Genomic DNA, 16218 nt, shown 5'->3' with positions numbered 1-16218 from the left:
CGCTTCGCGTCCTCGCGAACCTTATCCCTGGTCTGCCCCAGTGTGGTGCGGCTGAAAACCGTTTCGGTTTGAACGCCTGCACAGTTGTCCATTCCGAGCCGACGCGGCCCGAAGACTGCACCATACCGTGCATCGGGTCCGACAATCCGCCCAACCCGGCAGAAGTCTTGCCGCCCGTGGATGTTTGCCGTCGCTCGCGCAGTCCAGAGAACGAACATGGCCTTGATCAATATCCGCAACCTCGGCGTCACCCTCAGCACGGCGCTGTTTTCCAACCTCAATCTTTCGATCGCGGCCGGCGATCGCCTCGGCATCGTCGCCGCCAACGGGCGCGGTAAATCCACCCTGCTCAGATCGATCGGCGGCAGCTTCGAGCCGACGACCGGCGAGATCACCCGCTCGCGCGGCCTGACCATCGGCCATGTGGAGCAGAACGTGCCGGCACAGCTGTTGCCGCTGTCGTTCCATGAGGCGGTTCTTTCAGCACTTTCGGCCGAACAGGCAGACAGCGAAAGCTGGCGTGTCGATATCGTGCTGGATTCGCTCGAGGTGCCGGAGGCGCTTCGCCAACGCGCCGTCGCGGACCTCAGTGGCGGCTGGCAGCGGCTGGCGCTCCTTGCACGTGTCTGGGTCACGGATCCCGACGCACTGCTCCTCGACGAGCCGACCAACCATCTCGACCTGGCCAAGATCGCAAGGCTCGAATCCTGGCTGAATGCGCTAGCGCGCGACGTGCCGGTGCTGATCGCCAGCCACGACCGCGCCTTCCTCGACGCCACCAGCAACCGCACGCTGTTCCTGCGCCCGGACCAATCGCCCGTTTTCGCGCTACCCTATTCCCAGGCGCGCGCGGCCGTCGACGAACTGGACGCCTCGGAAGAGCGGCGCTACCAGCGCGACATGAAGGTGGCGCAGCAATTGCGGCGGCAGGCGGCCAAGCTCAACAATATCGGCATCAACTCCGGCAGCGATCTGCTGACGGTGAAGACCAAGCAGTTGCGCCAGCGCGCCGACCGGCTGGAAGACGCGGCCAAGCCCGCCCATCAGGAGCGTTCGGCCGGCGCGATCCGGCTGACCAATCGCGGCACGCACGCGAAAATCCTGGTAACGCTCGATGACATCCAGGTGGAAACACCGGATGGCACCCCGCTTTTCCGCACGGGAAAACGCTGGATCTGCCAGGGTGACCGCATCGTCCTGCTCGGCGAAAACGGCGCCGGCAAGACGAGGCTGGTCAACCTCATCCGCACCGCCATCGAAGAACCGGCACGCGCGCCCGAAACGTTGAAAGCCACGCCTTCCCTGGTGCTCGGCTATAGCGATCAGGCGCTTGAGGGTCTTTCGGACGAGGAGACCCCGCTTGCCGCCCTCTCCCGCCGGTTCTCGCTGGGCGACCAGAAGGTGCGTTCGCTGCTCGCCGGCGCCGGTGTCGGCATCGACATGCAGGACAAGCCGCTCGGCCGGCTCTCCGGCGGTCAGAAGGCGCGCCTTGCGATGCTGGTGCTTCGCCTGCGGGAGCCCAACTTCTACCTGCTCGACGAGCCGACCAACCATCTCGACATCGAGGGCCAGGAGGCGTTGGAAGACGCGTTGATGAAAAACGAGGTCAGCTGCCTGCTGGTGTCCCACGACCGCAGCTTCGTGCGCAACATCGGCAATCGCTTCTGGCTGATCGAGAAGCGGCGCCTCGTCGAAGTAGAGGACCCGGAGGATTTCTTCGCCGCGGCCGCTCAAGGCGAAATGGCCTGACAGGCAGGCGACGCGCGATGGATCCGTGCGCCGCTATGCCATGGAAGCAACTGCAGATGACCAATGCTCGCCAGCAACGAACTTGACTGAACGACGCGGTCGGGCGATATCGGACCCATGTGCGAACATGACGTCCCTATCATTGCGCGTTCGGCCAGCATCCCAACAGGCGGGATGCAGGGCGATAGAGCACGCTGACGAAAGAGCGTTCGCGCACCTGCAACCTCGCCGGAAACGGACGGGGTTCTTCTTTTGACGGGTGCGCCGTCCATCGGCATTTTGATGGAGAATGAAATGGCACAGAATATCTACGACAAACCGGAATTTTTCGAAGGCTACAGCCAGCTGGGGCGATCCGTGCATGGTCTCGACGGCGCCGCCGAATGGCCGGCGATCCGCGCCGCCTTGCCGGATCTGCAAGGCAGCCATGTGGTCGATCTCGGCTGCGGCTTCGGCTGGTTCTCGCGTTTCGCCCGCGAGCAGGGTGCCGCCCGCGTCCTCGGGCTCGACCTGTCGGAGAACATGATCGCCCGCGCCCGACGCGACACGGCCGATCCGGCGATCGAATACGGCATCGCCGATCTCGATCACCTGACACTCGAGGACGGCGCCTTCGACCTCGCCTACAGCTCGCTCGCATTCCACTATGTCGAGGACTTCGATCGCCTGATCCAGGCGATCCACAATGCGCTGATGCCCGGTTCGCACCTGGTCTTCACCATCGAGCACCCGATCTACATGGCCTCGCTCACCCCGGGCTGGCAGGTCGGAGAAAACGGGGAGAAGCGGTGGCCGGTGGATCACTACTCCGTCGAGGGCCGGCGCACGACGGACTGGCTGGCCAAGGGCGTGGTCAAATACCACCGCACGATCGGCACCACGCTCAACGCGTTGATGCGCGGTGGTTTCGCCATCCGTCACGTCGAGGAGTGGCACCCGACGCCGGCGCAGATCGCCGCCAATCCGGATCTTGCCGAAGAGATGGAGCGGCCGATGATCCTGATCGTCGACGCACAGAGATAAGGCCGGCTGGAGCCTGGGCCGGAACCGCCCGGGCTTCGCCCCATGCTGTCCCGCACGTTCATCCGACGCGACAGTTGTCGGCCAAAGAACAGGGCCGCAAATGGCGGCGAGCGAAAACGGGAGAGACGACAATGCGCAAGGTCATCATGTGGGACATGGTCAGTGTCGACGGCTTCTTCGAAGCACCCGGTCAGGACATCAGCTGGTTCGTCTTCGAGGATGAACTCGCGGCCTATATCGGCGAAACTCAGCTCGAAGCCGATACCCTGCTCTTCGGCCGGGTCACCTATGAGATGATGGCGTCCTACTGGCCGGAAGCCGAAGGCGATATCGCCACCTTCATGAACGGGGTCAAGAAGTACGTCTTCTCCCGCTCGCTGAAAACCGTCGGCTGGCACAACACTAAGCTCGTTACCGGCGACGCGGTCGCCGAAGTCGAACGCCTGAAGGCGCAGGAGGGCGGCACCATCTTCATCTTCGGCAGCGCGGATTTTGCCGCAGAGCTGGTGGAGAAAGGCCTCGTCGACGAATATCGGCTCGGCATCAATCCGGTCCTGCTCGGCGGCGGCGTTCCCCTCTTCAAACCTCTGTCGAAGCGCACCAGCCTCAGGCTCACCCACACGCGGCCGCTCAAGTCCGGTGTCGTCATCCTGCATTACCAGCCGCAGCCGGATGCCTGATCGAAGGCTGCCCGACGTGGCACCTGACGTCGCCGGACGCACGCGCGGCCGCTTCAGATGCGCTGTTGTGGCCGCTGCCCGCCTCTTGACATCGCTGCCCGATCGTCCGACTTCATCAGGCAGAATGAAGGAGATGGCAGCATGAGCGAGACAGCGCGCACGACGATCGACCAGAGCGAGGTAGACCGCTTTTCGGCCATGGCCGCCGAATGGTGGGACCCGACGGGAAAGTTCCGGCCGCTGCACAAGTTCAATCCCGTACGCCTCGCCTATATCCGCGACAAGGTCGCCGAGCATTTCGGCCGTGATCCGAAAAGCCCGCAGCCGCTGAAGGGCCTGCGCCTGCTCGATATCGGCTGCGGTGGCGGTCTGCTGTCGGAGCCCATGGCCCGCATGGGGGCTGATGTCGTCGGCGCCGACGCTTCGGAAAAGAATATCGGTATTGCCAAGACCCACGCGGCCGGCAGCGGCGTTGCCGTGGATTATCGCGCCGTGACGGCCGAGGCCCTTGCCGAGGCGGGTGAAAGCTTCGACATCGTTCTCAACATGGAAGTGGTCGAGCACGTGGCCGATGTCGACTTCTTCATGACCACCTGCGCCCATATGGTTCGCCCCGGCGGCCTGATGTTCGTCGCCACGATCAACCGCACGATGAAGGCGGCGGCGCTCGCGATCTTTGCGGCTGAAAATGTCCTGCGCTGGCTGCCGCGCGGCACGCATCAATACGAAAAGCTCGTGCGCCCGGAGGAACTGGAAAAGCCGCTTGTGGCGAGCGGCCTCGAACTGACCGAGCGCACCGGGGTGTTCTTCAATCCGCTGTCCAACCAGTGGAACCTGTCGAAGGACATGGACGTCAACTACATGATTGTCGCCAAGCGCCCGCTTTAACGGGAAAGCGCCAGCCCCCTCGGGCCTGCATCAAATCCTTTGCAAACCCCTCCGGCGACGCTGTTCGCCGGAGGGGTCGCTGTAACACTTTGAGTTGCTGCATAATTCCTTAAATCGATTCCGATTTAAGGAATTATGCAGCAGTCGAGCTTCGGCCTGGCCTGCCATTCGTGCTGGAGCAGGGCGTAGATGAACTCGTCCCCCCAGGCTCCGTTGAACAGATCGTTCTGGATCAGGTGCGCCTCGCGGCGCATGCCCAAGCGCTCGACGACGCCGACGGAGCCCGCGTTGAGTGGATCGAGGCGCGCAAAGATCCGATGGAAATTCAGCTTGGAGAAACCGAGCTCGAGCACCGCCCGCATCGCTTCGGTCGCATAGCCCTTGCCCGCAAAAGCCGGGTTGAAGACATAGCCGGTTTCCGCCTGCCGTGCCGCCTTGCTCGCGAGCTTCAGCAGCACCTCGCCGACGAGCGCGCCATCCTCCCGCCGCTCGACGGCAAAAACCGCGACATCTCCGTCTTCCTCGATACGAGGATTGCTCGCCCTGGCGAATTTTGCGCGCGCGCTGTCCTCGTCCAGCGGATCGGCATAGAGATAGCGGTAGACCTCCGGCAGCCTGTGATAGGCATGGAACCCGTCGAAATCCTCAGGTGCAAAATGCCTGACCGTCAGGCGATCGGTGGAAATACGAAGGTCGGAAAGATCCATTGCTGTCAAAATCCCGGATTGCAAAGATCCGGAGATGGGAAACAACGATCTGTTTTTAAAGGGTGTTTCCGGGATTTCACCCGACGGCACTGAAAATAGCCGACGTGAGGAGGTATTCCGGCTTGCCGCTCAGTTGACCTCGTCGGGCAACACCGGCAGCGGCGCGATAGCGATGCCCTCTTCGAGAAGAGCGACTGCCTCTTCCACGGTCGCCTGGCCAATGAGACCACGTTCGTCCGCCTCGCCGTAGTGGATCTTGCGGGCCTCTTCGGGAAAGCGGTCGCCGACATCCTCGGCATTTTCACGCACCGCTTTTACCAGTTCGCGAATCTTGGCGACGGTTTCCTTCTGTGCCTGATCCATGACCAGCGCCCGTGTCGCTTCCTTCTTGCGTGCGGTTGCGATCGACGGCGCCATCAGCTGTTTGGCAACGGACGTAGAATTGCAGGTGGGACAGGAAACGAGCTTGCGGTCCATCTGGCGTTCAAAGTCGTCACTCGACGAGAACCAGCCCTCGAAAGCGTGGCCCTGATCGCAGGAAAGCGTGTAGCGGATCAAGCGGCAACACCTCCCTTGCCAGCGAGCAAGACGTGGTCCAGCGCAAAGCTGCGCGCGTTCCTGAGGTTCGGGATCTTGGCGCGGGCCGCATGCACGGCAGCCACGTCGATATCTGCCAGGACGATCCCCTCGCCGGCGGCACCCGCCGCAGCAAGCACCTTGCCCCAGGGGTCGATGATCATCGAATGACCGAAGGTCTCGCGCCCGTCCTCATGCACACCGCCCTGTGCCGCGGCGATGACGAAGAAACCGTTCTCGATGGCGCGGGCACGCAGCAGGATCTCCCAGTGCGCTTCGCCGGTCTGGCGAGTGAAGGCCGCCGGCACCGACATCACCTGCACACCCGCGACCGCCTGCTGGCGGAACAACTCGGGGAAGCGAACGTCGTAGCAGATGGCAAAGCCCAAGGTGCCGAAATCGAGGTCCGCCAGGCGCGCCGTGCTGCCAGGGCTATAGGCCGCGCTTTCGCGCCAGCTTTCGCCATTGTCGAGATCGACGTCGAACATATGGATCTTGTCGTAATCGCAGATCTTGGCGCCGTCCGGACCGAACAGGAAGCCGCGATTGGCGATCTTGCCGTCTGCAAGCGCAATTGGGGTCGACCCGACATGCAGATGAATGCCAAGCTCGCCCGCAAGCGCTGCCGCTTCGCGCACGATGGTGTCGTTCGCCTCATCCCTGAGCACGGCCCGCAAACCTGCGCGATCGCGCTGGAGCGCTCCGGTCATCTCCGGCGTCTGGACATAGGTCGCCCCGTGCCCGGCCGCCTCGCGCACCAACCGCGCCATCGTCTCGGCATTTCTTGCCGGATCGACGCCGGAACACATCTGGATCGCGGCAGCCTTGAATGTCATCGCAGTCGGGCTCCTCAGAGCATTTCAGGGAAACATACGAAGCGTTTTCCCGTCAGGAAATGCGTAGAAACAGAAAGATAGAGCGCTTCCCTAGCTCTGTCTAAAGTGGAAACGGTTTAGGCGGCGAGCATCTCGTCGAGTTTTCCGGCCCGCTCCAGCGCGTGCAGATCGTCGCAGCCGCCGACATGGATGTCGTTGATGAAGATCTGCGGGAAAGTGACCCCGCCATGCGATTTCTCGATCATCTTCTGGCGCACCTGCGGATCGTAAGTCGCATCATGTTCGAGGAACGAGACGCCCTTGGTTTCCAGAAGCTTTTTTGCAGCCGAGCAATAACCGCAGAACTGACGCGTATAAATAACGACCGAAGCCATGTTTCCTAACCGCTCCTTCACCGGCAACGATGCCGGACTTCTATTTGTCATATAAGACCCGACATGGCTCTTGCAAAGGTTAAAACCGTGACATGTCCGGCCCCCGCCCGCTTCAGTGCGCGCGTCGCAGCCGTAACGGTGGCGCCGGTCGTATAGACGTCATCGACGAGAACGATGCGTTTTCCGATGAGACCTTGCTTACCACTCTCGGCAACGGCAAAGGCGCCGCGAACATTGTCCTCGCGCGCCTTGGCGTCGAGCCCGACCTGTTTGGTCGTGCGGCGGACGCGGTGAAGCGTTGCCGGAAGATAAGGGCGACCGGACAGTGCGGCGACGGCTCGGGCAAGCTCCGCCGCCTGGTTGTATTTACGCCCCCACAGCCGGAAGGCATGCAGTGGCACCGGGATGATGGCATCGGCGGAAGCGACGGCACCGTCGCTCGCCCGGACCATCCATTCCGCCATCATCGGCGCGAGATCGGTACGGTCCCGATATTTCAATCCATGCACCAGTTCACGCGCGATGCCTTCGTGGACAGCAACAGAGCGCAAGCGGTCGAAGACCGGCGGATCGGCGATCGCCTCTGGCGACATCGCTCCCTCCCCGTGGTCATGGGCAAATGGCAGGCCGAGGATTTCGCAGTAAGGCCGCTCGATCAATCGAAGCGTCGACCAGCAGGGGGCGCAGACCGCCCGATGGCGGCCCATCAGCCGCCCACAGCCGCAGCAAACGGGAGGGTAGACGACGTTGACGAGATCGTTGCCGATCCGACGCAGAAAGGTCAGGCACTCCGCCAGCCCAAAATGCCGCTCTTCCCCGTTCATGAGGTTGACTTTGCCGTCGTGTGGGTTTCTTTGCAGGACACTGGAACACCCTACAGCGCCGCGCGTGTTTTCAGACGCGCAAAGGTCGCTGTAGCACTTTGAATTTCAGCATGATTTTTCCCTTAAATCGGTTCCGCTCCAGGGAAGCAATCATGCTGTCGGAGCACAGTACCGTGGAAATCATCTTTGACCAGAGCCTTGTCGAGGCGCACCGTCGCCGGGCGCTGCGTAATGCCGACCCAAAGGCGGCCTTCCTCCTCGATATCGTCGCACAGGAGTTGGCCGACCGCGTCAGCGTGGTGGAGCGGCAGTTCGACAAGGCAATGGAATTGCACGGCTACACCGGCGCAACGGCGCATCGCCTTCTGGAAACGGGCAAGGTCGGAACGGTCGAGCGGGTGGAAACCGACCCCGGCTTCGGTACGACCGCCATGCCGGTTGCGATTGCGCCGCTCGAGCGCATCCCCGCCGAGCCCGAGACACTCAATCTTCTCGTCTCCCCCCTGTCGCTGCATCTCACCAACGACACGCCCGGCGCCTTCATCCAGGCGCGCCGGTCGCTGAAGCCCGACGGGCTTTTTCTGGCGGCAATTCCCGGCAATGGAACGCTGAACGAACTGCGCGAGGCGTTGCTTGCCGCCGAGGCCGAGTTGACCGGCGGTGCGAGCCCGCGGGTCATTCCCTTTGCCGACGTTCGCGACATGGGCGCATTGCTGCAACGGGCGGGCTTTGCCCTGCCGGTGGCGGACGCCGAAACCTATACGGTTCGATACGATTCGCTCTTCGCACTCATCCGCGATTTGCGGGCCATGGGCATGACCAGCCCGCTGGCGGCCCGCAGTCGGACACCGGTGTCCCGGCGCTTTTTCCTGAGGGCTGCGGAAATCTATGCAGAGCGCTTCTCCGACCCGGACGGCCGCATCCGCGCGACCTTCTCCGTCGTCTACCTCTCCGGTTGGGCGCCGCACGAAAGCCAGCAGAAACCGCTGAAGCCGGGCTCTGCGAAACAGCGGTTGTCGGAGGCGCTGGGGACGAAGGAAAGACCGGTCTGAAAACCCGATGATCAGGCCCTCAGTTTTGCGAATCCAGGAACGTCGTTGTCAGCAGATTGAAAAGAGACAGGAGTGCGTCTCTTAGTTGCTCCGCGCCAAGAAGCAGGCTGAGGCAAATCAGGCCAGCGATAAGCCCATACTCCACGGCAGTGGCCGCACTACTATCGCGAATAAGGCGCTTCAGCGTGTTCATATGTTCCCAACCCGGTTGGAACTCACTTCCCGACCGGCAGACACGCAGGGAACCAGTCCGACGCGCCGCCCAGATCAGCAGCCACTCTTGCTGCCGTCAGCATCGATGATGCAGACCGCACCCGGCATTTCCTGAAGCACGCTGCGGCGCACAGTATAGCGCTTCGTCGTGCCGTTCGAAGGGATCGAGCCGGTTGAAATATTGTCGTAGTCCACCGGCGTATTCGCCAGCATGCGCTTGTCCGTCTTCGAGGACAGCATCGGCGTCAGGATCAGCGTCAGCGCGATCACGGCCGTTCCAAACAACAGCGACAGATTGAGCACGCCTGTCCGGCGGGACTGGCTCGTCACCATGTCCTTCTCCTGAACCGTCCTCCAGAAATCGTCGTCTACCATCCCAGCCTCACAAACGCATAAGGTGCGGCGAACGGGAGCATCCTTCCCAAGCTTCGTTCTGCCACATTGCCCGAAACCGATACGCCGTTCGCTGAACGTTACGTACCGAAACTGAATTAAGGTTATCTTTGCGGGAGGGAGATAAACGATCGATTAATAATCGGTCGGTTTTTGGGTAGGTTCAGAGCAAATCCATCAGAAATGGGATAAGTGGCTCGTCGGCAGGAGGCATCGGGTAGTCGCGCAGCGCCTTGGAGCGCACCCATTTGATCGCCTGGCCCTCCCGCCCGATCGCCACGCCTTCATAGCGCCGGCAGACGTAAAGCGGCATCAGCAGATGGAAATCGTCGTAGGTGTGGCTGGCGAAGGTCAGCGGCGCCAGACACGCGACCTTGGTCTGGATGCCAAGCTCTTCGTCCAGCTCGCGGATCAGCGTTTCCTCCGGCGTCTCGCCGGGCTCCACCTTGCCGCCGGGAAACTCCCAAAGGCCGGCAAGCGATTTGCCTTCAGGGCGCTGCGCCAGAAGGATTCGGCCGTCGGAATCCACCAGCGCGCAGGCAGCGACGAGGACGATCTTCTTTCCGTTGGCGTCCATGGATCAGGCCTTCGGCGTGCGATAGAGATAGGTGTAGACGTCTGAGAAGCCGGCACCGCGATAGAGCGCCAGCGCCGCCTCGTTGTCTGCCTCGACCTGCAACCAGACCTTCTTGGCGCCGCGTAGCCGCGCCCAGCGCAGCGAAACGTCGAGCATGGCCTTGCCCACCCCCTGTCGGCGGAAGTGTTCGTCAACGGCAAACAGCATGATACCGGCGAGATCGTTGTCCTGAACGACAAGCGACACCGCCGTCGGGCCGCTCTCCACATCCTCGAAAAGAAACAGACCGCTTTCCGGCTTGATGGAATTGATGATCTCGGCGAGCGCCGCCTTGGTCTTGGGATCTTCCCTGCCGATGCGGATGCGCGCGTCGACGAAGCGGCCGACATCCTTGATCGGCAAATGGTCTATGCCATCGCCGAAGTCGCGCTCGGCGATATCAGCCATCATCACAATGCTATGGGAGAAGGCAGTCCAGCTCTCGGCATCCATGTGTGCGATCAGCTGCGGCGGCGTCAACGGCGTCTGCCGCACGGTCAGCGGCCGGCCGTAATCGGCAAAGCGTCGGGCGGCTTTTTCCAATCGGACGGGGATGTCGCGGTAATCGGAGGGATCGAGCGGGTTGACCGAATTGAGGCGCTTGGAATCGTGGCCGGCATTCAGCCGGATCAGCCAGCTGCCGTCATAGTGAACCGACGCTGCCGGCCAGGCGCGAAAACCGACGGCCTCAAGCCGCCGCACGCTCGGAAGATCAACCATGCGCTTGTCCTTGCCTTCAGCCGTAGCATCGCCTGCGCTCGGCTGAGTGTCGATCGATGTCATCTGCTTACCCCCAGGTCAGACCAGTCGTCGGCGATACGAGCAACCCGGGAGCTGCAAGCAGCCCCGCGAACGGTTGCCCGTGAATCCGTCAGCTTCTGTAGTCGCCGTTGATCTCGACATATTCCTTGGTGAGGTCGCAGGTAAAGACCGTCGCACGTCCGGAACCGAGGCCGATATCGACGCGGATCGGGATATCCTGCGCCTTCATGACTGCGGTGGCGGCCGCTTCCGAATAGGTAGGATCGCGCTCGCCCTCGACAGCGACGCGCACATCGCCGAACCAGATCGCCAGCCGGTCGCGCTCTGCCATCTCGCCGGATTTGCCGACGGCCATGACCACCCGCCCCCAATTGGCGTCCTCGCCGGCAACCGCAGTCTTGACCAGCGGCGAGTTGGCGATCGAAAGCGCGATGCGCTTGGCAGCCGCGTCGTTCTCGGCACCTTCCACCGTGACGGCAACCATCTTGCGCGCACCCTCGCCGTCGCGAACCACCTGGAGAGCCAGATCGCGCAGCAGGTCGTTGAGTGCCGTCCGGAAGGCGTCGAGCTTCGCATCGGATGCATCCGTCATCTTCTGCTGGCCATCGCCGGCGGCGGCACCGGTCGCAAACAGCATCAGCGTATCCGATGTCGAGGTATCGCTGTCGACGGTGACCGAATTGAACGTCGGGCCGACGCCAGCCGAAAGCAGCGCCTGCAGTGCCGCCGGCGCAATGTCGGCGTCGGTGACGACGAAGGAAAGCATCGTCGCCATATCAGGCGCGATCATGCCTGCGCCCTTGGCGATGCCGTTGATCGTGACCTTCACGCCACCGATCTCGGCGCTGCGGGTGGCGACCTTCGGATAGGTGTCCGTGGTCATGATCGCCTTGGCCGCCTCGAACCAGAAGTCTTGGCGGCCGGCAACCGCGAGATCGTCGAGCACGCCTGCGAACTTCGTCGCGTCCAGCGGTTCGCCGATGACGCCGGTCGAGGCCAGGAACACCTCGCTCTCGGCGCAACCGACGGCCTTCGCCGCCGACTTCGCGGTCAGCTCCGTCGCTTCGCGGCCCTTCTTGCCGGTGAAGGCATTGGCATTGCCGGAATTGACGACGACTGCGCGCGCAACGCCGCCGCCAAGGTTCTGGCGGCAGAAGTCGACAGGCGCAGAGGGGCACTTTGAGCGCGTGAACACGCCGGCGACGGCAGCAGGCTGGTCGAAGACCATCATCAGCACGTCGGTACGGTTCTTGTACTTGATGCCGGCAGCGGCAGTTGCCATGCGAACACCGCGCAAAGCGGGCATTTCGGCAAAGGTTTTCGGAGCGAGCGGAGAGACGGAACCGGACATGGCAAACCTGCGTGAAGACCGTGGGATCAAGGTGGAGTTGCGACAAATGCCCGATCGGCTTTTGGGGCCGTCGGGCATCGACAAGAAACGTTGACCGGCGAACCTTGCCCTCAGACAGGGCCCGCCGGTCGAAAATTACTTGGCTTCCTGCGCCTTGTTGGCCTCGTCATAGGCCTTCTTCAGAGCCGGATCGGAAATCTCGACACCGGCGTCCTTCTTGGCAGCAGCAAGCAGCTCAACGTATTTGTCGCGCATGACAAGCTGACGAACCTGCGGCTCGACCTGCTCCAGCGTCGGCGGCGCCTGCGGGCGCTTGTCTTCGACCAGGATGACGTGGAAGCCGAACTGCGTCTTCACCGGCGTCTTGGTGTAGGCGCCCTTGTCGAGCGTGAACACGACGGCTTCGAATTCCGGAACCATGCGGCCCTTGGTGAAGTAGCCGAGGTCGCCGCCGTCGTCCTTGTTCGGATCGGAGGACTTGGCCTTGGCGAGTTCGACGAAGCTCTTGCCGGCGTCGAGTTCCTTGATGATTTCCTTGGCCTCTTCCTCGGTCTTGACGAGGATGTGACGCGCCTTGATTTCTTCCTGAACGGGAACGGCTGCGATTTCCTTGTCGTAGCGCGCCTTCACTTCTTCCTTGGTGATCGCGTCGACGACGTGCTTCTTGAAGAAGGCGTTGTGCAGTTCGCGCTCGGTCAGGTAGGCGAGACGCTGCTTGAAGGTCGCATCGTCCTGAAGGCCTTCCTTTTCGGCGGTCTTCGACAGAAGCTTGACGTCGATGACAGCCGACAGCGCGGCAGCACGCTTCTGCTCTTCCGGCATCTGCTGGAGCTGCGGGTCGAGACCGCCAAGGGCGAGATTGAGCTCGGACTGGCGCACTTCCTCGCCACCGACGGTCGCAATGACCGGGTCCGCGTCTTCGGCGCGCGCGACACCATGAACGGCGATCGCCGCAACCAGGGCCGCAGCGGCCAGGGTTTTCAACTTCGACATGCTCGTAACCTTTCACCTTTGGCCGTCAACGCGATTGCATCGGGCTTGTGGCGGCTGAACACCACCAGAATGTGGCCGTTCTGTAGCCGTCCGGCCATGCAAGTGCGTTGACATAATTCGACCCCCCTCTTATCTGTCACGCAACCTCGCGTCCAGAACAGTTTCCGGGCGTTTCACGGCATTGCGCGGTTTTGGACGGTGCGGCCGGTGGAACCCAAGGCAACAAAAAAGAAAGGACCATTCGTATGGTCAGTCTCGGCGGCCTAGCCCGCAAGTTGTTTGGCTCCTCCAACGATCGCCGTGTGCGTGGCTACAAGGCCAGAGTGGATGCCATCAACGCTCTTGAAGCCGATATGAAGGCTTTGTCGGATGAGGCACTCGCCGCCAAGACCGTGGAATTCCGCCGAGAGTTCGCAGACGGCAAGACCCTCGACGACCTGCTGGTGCCGGCCTTTGCGGTTGCCCGCGAGGCAGCCCGCCGCGTGCTTGGCCTGCGTCCCTTCGACGTGCAGCTGATCGGCGGCATGATCCTGCACGAGCGCGCCATCGCCGAAATGAAGACCGGCGAAGGCAAGACGCTCGTGGCGACCCTGCCCGTCTATCTCAACGCGCTTGCCAGCAAGGGCGTGCACGTCGTCACGGTCAACGACTACCTGGCACAGCGCGACGCCGCCACCATGGGCCGCGTCTACAGCTTCCTCGGCCTGTCGACCGGCGTCATCGTCCATGGCCTCACCGATGACCAGCGCCATGCGGCCTATGCCTGCGACATCACCTACGCGACCAACAACGAACTCGGCTTCGACTATCTGCGCGACAACATGAAGTACGAGCGTGCGCAGATGGTCCAGCGCGGTCACTTCTTCGCCATCGTCGACGAAGTGGACTCGATCCTCGTCGACGAAGCGCGCACGCCGCTGATCATCTCCGGCCCGCTCGACGACCGCTCGGATCTCTACAACACGATCAACGAGTTCATCCCGCTGCTTTCGCCGGAAGACTACGAGATCGACGAGAAGCAGCGCTCGGCCAACTTCTCCGAAGAAGGCACTGAGAAGCTCGAAAACCTGCTGAAACAGGCAGGCCTGCTCAAGGGTGAATCGCTCTACGACATCGAAAACGTCGCAATCGTCCACCACGTCAACAACGCGCTGAAGGCCCACAAGCTGTTCCAGCGCGACAAGGACTATATCGTCCGCAACGGCGAGATCGTCATCATCGACGAATTCACCGGCCGCATGATGCCGGGCCGCCGCTATTCCGAAGGCCAGCATCAGGCGCTCGAAGCCAAGGAAAAGGTGCAGATCCAGCCCGAGAACCAGACGCTCGCCTCGATCACCTTCCAGAACTATTTCCGCATGTATTCCAAGCTCGGCGGCATGACCGGCACGGCCTCCACCGAAGCGGAAGAATTCGGCAACATCTACGGCCTGGAAGTTATTGAAGTTCCGACCAACCTGCCGATCAAGCGTCTCGACGAGGACGATGAGGTCTATCGTACCCAGGGCGAGAAGCTCAAGGCGATCATCGACGAGATCAAGTCGGCGCACGAGCGCGGCCAGCCGATGCTGGTCGGCACGACGTCGATCGAAAAGTCCGAACAGCTTGCCGATCTGCTCAAGAAGTCCGGGTTCAACAACTTCCAGGTGCTGAACGCGCGTTACCACGAGCAGGAAGCCTTTATCGTCGCACAGGCCGGCGTGCCGGGCGCAGTCACGATCGCCACCAACATGGCGGGTCGCGGTACCGACATCCAGCTCGGCGGCAACGTCGACATGCGCATCCAGCAGGAACTCGCAGAGGTCGAGCCCGGCCCCGAGCGCCACGGGCGCGAACAGGCGATCCGCGACGAGGTGCAGCAGTTGAAGGAACAGGCGCTGGCCGCCGGCGGACTTTACGTACTTGCCACCGAACGCCACGAAAGCCGTCGTATCGACAACCAGCTCCGCGGCCGTTCCGGCCGTCAGGGCGACCCGGGTCGCTCCAAGTTCTACCTGTCGCTTCAGGACGACCTGATGCGCATCTTCGGCTCCGACCGCATGGACGGCATGCTGCAGAAGCTCGGCCTGAAGGAAGGCGAGTCGATCGTCCATCCCTGGATCAACAAGGCGCTTGAGCGCGCCCAGAAGAAGGTCGAAGCCCGCAACTTCGACATCCGAAAAAACCTTCTGAAATACGACGACGTGCTCAATGACCAGCGCAAGGTGATTTTCGAGCAGCGCATCGAGCTGATGGATGCCGAGAGCGTTACCGAAACCATCACCGACATGCGCAACGAAGTCATCGAAGACGTCGTTTCCAAGCGCATCCCCGAGCGGGCCTATGCAGAACAGTGGGATGTCGAGGGCCTCAAGGCCGACGTCCAACAATACCTCAACCTCGACCTGCCGATCGTCGAATGGGCAGCCGAGGAAGGCATCGACGAGAGCGACATCCTGGAGCGCGTGACGGCGACTACCGAAAAGGCGGTGGCCGACCGGGCCGAGCGTTTCGGCCCCGAGATCATGCAATATGTCGAGCGCTCGGTCATTCTGCAGACGCTCGACCATCTCTGGCGCGAACACATCGTCAACCTCGACCACCTGCGCTCGGTCATCGGCTTCCGTGGCTATGCCCAGCGCGACCCGCTGCAGGAATACAAGTCCGAAGCCTTCGAACTGTTCCAGGCCCTGCTCGGCAACCTGCGCCAGGCCGTAACGGCCCAGCTCATGCGCGTCGAACTGGTCCGTGAGGCAGCCGAGGCTCCCCAGCCCGCGCCGCCACAGATGGTCGGTCACCATATCGACCCGCTGACCGGCGAAGACGATTTCGGTGGCGGCGCCGGTTCGCTGCTGGCCGTCGCGCCGGTGAACCGCAACCCGGCCGATCCTTCGACCTGGGGCAAGGTCTCGCGCAATGAGGCCTGCCCATGCGGCTCCGGCAAGAAGTACAAGCACTGCCACGGGATTTACGAAGCTTGATCTGAAATGCCGCCTCCGGGCGGCATTTTTGTTTGGGGCCAGGAAAAGGTCGCAGATCGTCGAGCCGCTTCGCCGAATGGGACAACCTCGCCCGCTTTGCCACCCGCCCCCGGGCCTTCGCAGCCGATGAGCCGAGACCGTCTGATCGAGGCCCTCCCTCGTGCAAAGCACCCGGTTGAACCGTTTGTTAACGCTGATCTGGCACAACTAAGCCCTGTATT

17 protein-coding genes are annotated in these 16218 nt (G+C 62.3%); 6 read left to right on the top strand and 11 right to left on the bottom strand.

The window, feature by feature from the left end:
• The first annotated feature begins 216 nt into the window (after nucleotides 1–216).
• The 4 genes from BC363_RS21725 (at nucleotide 217) to ubiG (ending at nucleotide 4340) form a co-directional block, all read left to right on the top strand.
• Nucleotides 217–1749, top strand: coding sequence for an ABC-F family ATP-binding cassette domain-containing protein (locus BC363_RS21725; protein WP_065784933.1), 1533 nt, complete (start codon nucleotides 217–219; stop codon nucleotides 1747–1749).
• 294 nt (nucleotides 1750–2043) lie between these two features.
• A complete protein-coding gene (locus tag BC363_RS21720; protein WP_065784932.1) occupies nucleotides 2044–2772 on the top strand; it encodes a class I SAM-dependent methyltransferase in 729 nt (242 codons plus the stop codon).
• 131 nt (nucleotides 2773–2903) lie between these two features.
• Entirely contained in the window at nucleotides 2904–3452 is a 549-nt protein-coding gene (locus tag BC363_RS21715; RefSeq protein WP_065784931.1) for a dihydrofolate reductase family protein, read from the top strand.
• Between the two features lie 141 nt (nucleotides 3453–3593).
• Nucleotides 3594–4340 carry a bifunctional 2-polyprenyl-6-hydroxyphenol methylase/3-demethylubiquinol 3-O-methyltransferase UbiG gene (gene ubiG, locus BC363_RS21710; RefSeq protein ID WP_065784930.1) on the top strand — a complete coding sequence of 249 codons (747 nt, stop codon included), beginning with the start codon at nucleotides 3594–3596 and terminating at the stop codon, nucleotides 4338–4340.
• 125 nt (nucleotides 4341–4465) lie between these two features.
• Here ubiG and BC363_RS21705 read toward each other — a convergent pair whose 3' ends face one another.
• The 5 genes from BC363_RS21705 to BC363_RS21685 all read right to left on the bottom strand — a co-directional run bounded on the left by BC363_RS21705 (nucleotide 4466) and on the right by BC363_RS21685 (nucleotide 7657).
• On the bottom strand, nucleotides 4466–5047 hold the full coding sequence (locus BC363_RS21705) for a GNAT family N-acetyltransferase (protein WP_065784929.1): 582 nt from the start codon (nucleotides 5045–5047) through the stop codon (nucleotides 4466–4468).
• Nucleotides 5048–5176: 129 nt separating this feature from the next.
• On the bottom strand, nucleotides 5177–5605 hold the full coding sequence (locus BC363_RS21700) for a DUF1178 family protein (protein WP_065784928.1): 429 nt from the start codon (nucleotides 5603–5605) through the stop codon (nucleotides 5177–5179).
• Nucleotides 5602–6459, bottom strand: coding sequence for a carbon-nitrogen hydrolase family protein (locus BC363_RS21695; RefSeq protein WP_065784927.1), 858 nt, complete (start codon nucleotides 6457–6459; stop codon nucleotides 5602–5604). Before BC363_RS21695 ends, BC363_RS21700 begins: the two co-directional genes overlap by 4 nt.
• A gap of 116 nt (nucleotides 6460–6575) precedes the next feature.
• Nucleotides 6576–6833 (bottom strand): glutaredoxin 3, encoded by a 258-nt coding sequence (grxC, locus tag BC363_RS21690; protein WP_065784926.1) that lies wholly within the window; start codon nucleotides 6831–6833, stop codon nucleotides 6576–6578.
• A 47-nt stretch (nucleotides 6834–6880) separates the two neighbouring features.
• Nucleotides 6881–7657, bottom strand: a complete 777-nt coding sequence (locus BC363_RS21685; protein WP_083223586.1) for a ComF family protein — start codon at nucleotides 7655–7657, stop codon at nucleotides 6881–6883.
• A 173-nt stretch (nucleotides 7658–7830) separates the two neighbouring features.
• On the opposite strand from BC363_RS21685, the gene BC363_RS21680 reads away from it, so the two are divergent.
• Nucleotides 7831–8709: an SAM-dependent methyltransferase gene (locus BC363_RS21680; RefSeq protein WP_065784941.1), complete on the top strand. Its 879-nt coding sequence runs from the start codon at nucleotides 7831–7833 to the stop codon at nucleotides 8707–8709.
• Between the two features lie 19 nt (nucleotides 8710–8728).
• Here BC363_RS21680 and BC363_RS33735 read toward each other — a convergent pair whose 3' ends face one another.
• The 6 genes from BC363_RS33735 to BC363_RS21655 form a co-directional block, all read right to left on the bottom strand.
• Nucleotides 8729–8902, bottom strand: a complete 174-nt coding sequence (locus BC363_RS33735) for a Flp family type IVb pilin (protein ID WP_083222667.1) — start codon at nucleotides 8900–8902, stop codon at nucleotides 8729–8731.
• 74 nt (nucleotides 8903–8976) lie between these two features.
• Entirely contained in the window at nucleotides 8977–9297 is a 321-nt protein-coding gene (locus BC363_RS21675) for a hypothetical protein (protein ID WP_053249846.1), read from the bottom strand.
• Between the two features lie 181 nt (nucleotides 9298–9478).
• Nucleotides 9479–9892 carry an 8-oxo-dGTP diphosphatase MutT gene (mutT, locus tag BC363_RS21670; RefSeq protein WP_065784925.1) on the bottom strand — a complete coding sequence of 138 codons (414 nt, stop codon included), beginning with the start codon at nucleotides 9890–9892 and terminating at the stop codon, nucleotides 9479–9481.
• Nucleotides 9893–9895: 3 nt separating this feature from the next.
• Nucleotides 9896–10651, bottom strand: a complete 756-nt coding sequence (locus BC363_RS21665) for a GNAT family N-acetyltransferase (protein WP_141690397.1) — start codon at nucleotides 10649–10651, stop codon at nucleotides 9896–9898.
• A gap of 151 nt (nucleotides 10652–10802) precedes the next feature.
• Nucleotides 10803–12044, bottom strand: a complete 1242-nt coding sequence (gene argJ / locus BC363_RS21660; protein ID WP_065784923.1) for a bifunctional glutamate N-acetyltransferase/amino-acid acetyltransferase ArgJ — start codon at nucleotides 12042–12044, stop codon at nucleotides 10803–10805.
• Nucleotides 12045–12179: 135 nt separating this feature from the next.
• Entirely contained in the window at nucleotides 12180–13037 is an 858-nt protein-coding gene (locus BC363_RS21655; protein WP_053249842.1) for a peptidylprolyl isomerase, read from the bottom strand.
• 245 nt (nucleotides 13038–13282) lie between these two features.
• Between BC363_RS21655 and secA the strand changes: the two genes are divergently transcribed.
• Nucleotides 13283–15997: a preprotein translocase subunit SecA gene (gene secA, locus BC363_RS21650; protein ID WP_065784922.1), complete on the top strand. Its 2715-nt coding sequence runs from the start codon at nucleotides 13283–13285 to the stop codon at nucleotides 15995–15997.
• Nucleotides 15998–16218: the final 221 nt, after the last annotated feature.

The organism is Ensifer sp. LC384 (assembly GCF_001695865.1).
Lineage (GTDB): Bacteria > Pseudomonadota > Alphaproteobacteria > Rhizobiales > Rhizobiaceae > Ensifer.
The sequence above is the reverse complement of the archived record's forward strand: the minus strand, read 5'-3'. Positions and strand labels throughout refer to the sequence as shown.

What these genes read in the sequence shown, in the direction of transcription:
- BC363_RS21685 (WP_083223586.1), bottom strand. Translation starts at nt 7,657, where the DNA reads ATGAACGGGGAAGAGCGGCATTTTGGGCTGGCGGAGTGCCTGACCTTT.
- argJ (WP_065784923.1), bottom strand. Translation starts at nt 12,044, where the DNA reads ATGTCCGGTTCCGTCTCTCCGCTCGCTCCGAAAACCTTTGCCGAAATG.
- BC363_RS21675 (WP_053249846.1), bottom strand. Translation starts at nt 9,297, where the DNA reads ATGGTAGACGACGATTTCTGGAGGACGGTTCAGGAGAAGGACATGGTG.
- BC363_RS21715 (WP_065784931.1), top strand. Translation starts at nt 2,904, where the DNA reads ATGCGCAAGGTCATCATGTGGGACATGGTCAGTGTCGACGGCTTCTTC.
- secA (WP_065784922.1), top strand. Translation starts at nt 13,283, where the DNA reads ATGGTCAGTCTCGGCGGCCTAGCCCGCAAGTTGTTTGGCTCCTCCAAC.
- BC363_RS33735 (WP_083222667.1), bottom strand. Translation starts at nt 8,902, where the DNA reads ATGAACACGCTGAAGCGCCTTATTCGCGATAGTAGTGCGGCCACTGCC.
- BC363_RS21665 (WP_141690397.1), bottom strand. Translation starts at nt 10,651, where the DNA reads ATGGTTGATCTTCCGAGCGTGCGGCGGCTTGAGGCCGTCGGTTTTCGC.
- BC363_RS21655 (WP_053249842.1), bottom strand. Translation starts at nt 13,037, where the DNA reads ATGTCGAAGTTGAAAACCCTGGCCGCTGCGGCCCTGGTTGCGGCGATC.
- grxC (WP_065784926.1), bottom strand. Translation starts at nt 6,833, where the DNA reads ATGGCTTCGGTCGTTATTTATACGCGTCAGTTCTGCGGTTATTGCTCG.
- mutT (WP_065784925.1), bottom strand. Translation starts at nt 9,892, where the DNA reads ATGGACGCCAACGGAAAGAAGATCGTCCTCGTCGCTGCCTGCGCGCTG.
- BC363_RS21705 (WP_065784929.1), bottom strand. Translation starts at nt 5,047, where the DNA reads ATGGATCTTTCCGACCTTCGTATTTCCACCGATCGCCTGACGGTCAGG.
- BC363_RS21720 (WP_065784932.1), top strand. Translation starts at nt 2,044, where the DNA reads ATGGCACAGAATATCTACGACAAACCGGAATTTTTCGAAGGCTACAGC.
- ubiG (WP_065784930.1), top strand. Translation starts at nt 3,594, where the DNA reads ATGAGCGAGACAGCGCGCACGACGATCGACCAGAGCGAGGTAGACCGC.
- BC363_RS21695 (WP_065784927.1), bottom strand. Translation starts at nt 6,459, where the DNA reads ATGACATTCAAGGCTGCCGCGATCCAGATGTGTTCCGGCGTCGATCCG.
- BC363_RS21725 (WP_065784933.1), top strand. Translation starts at nt 217, where the DNA reads ATGGCCTTGATCAATATCCGCAACCTCGGCGTCACCCTCAGCACGGCG.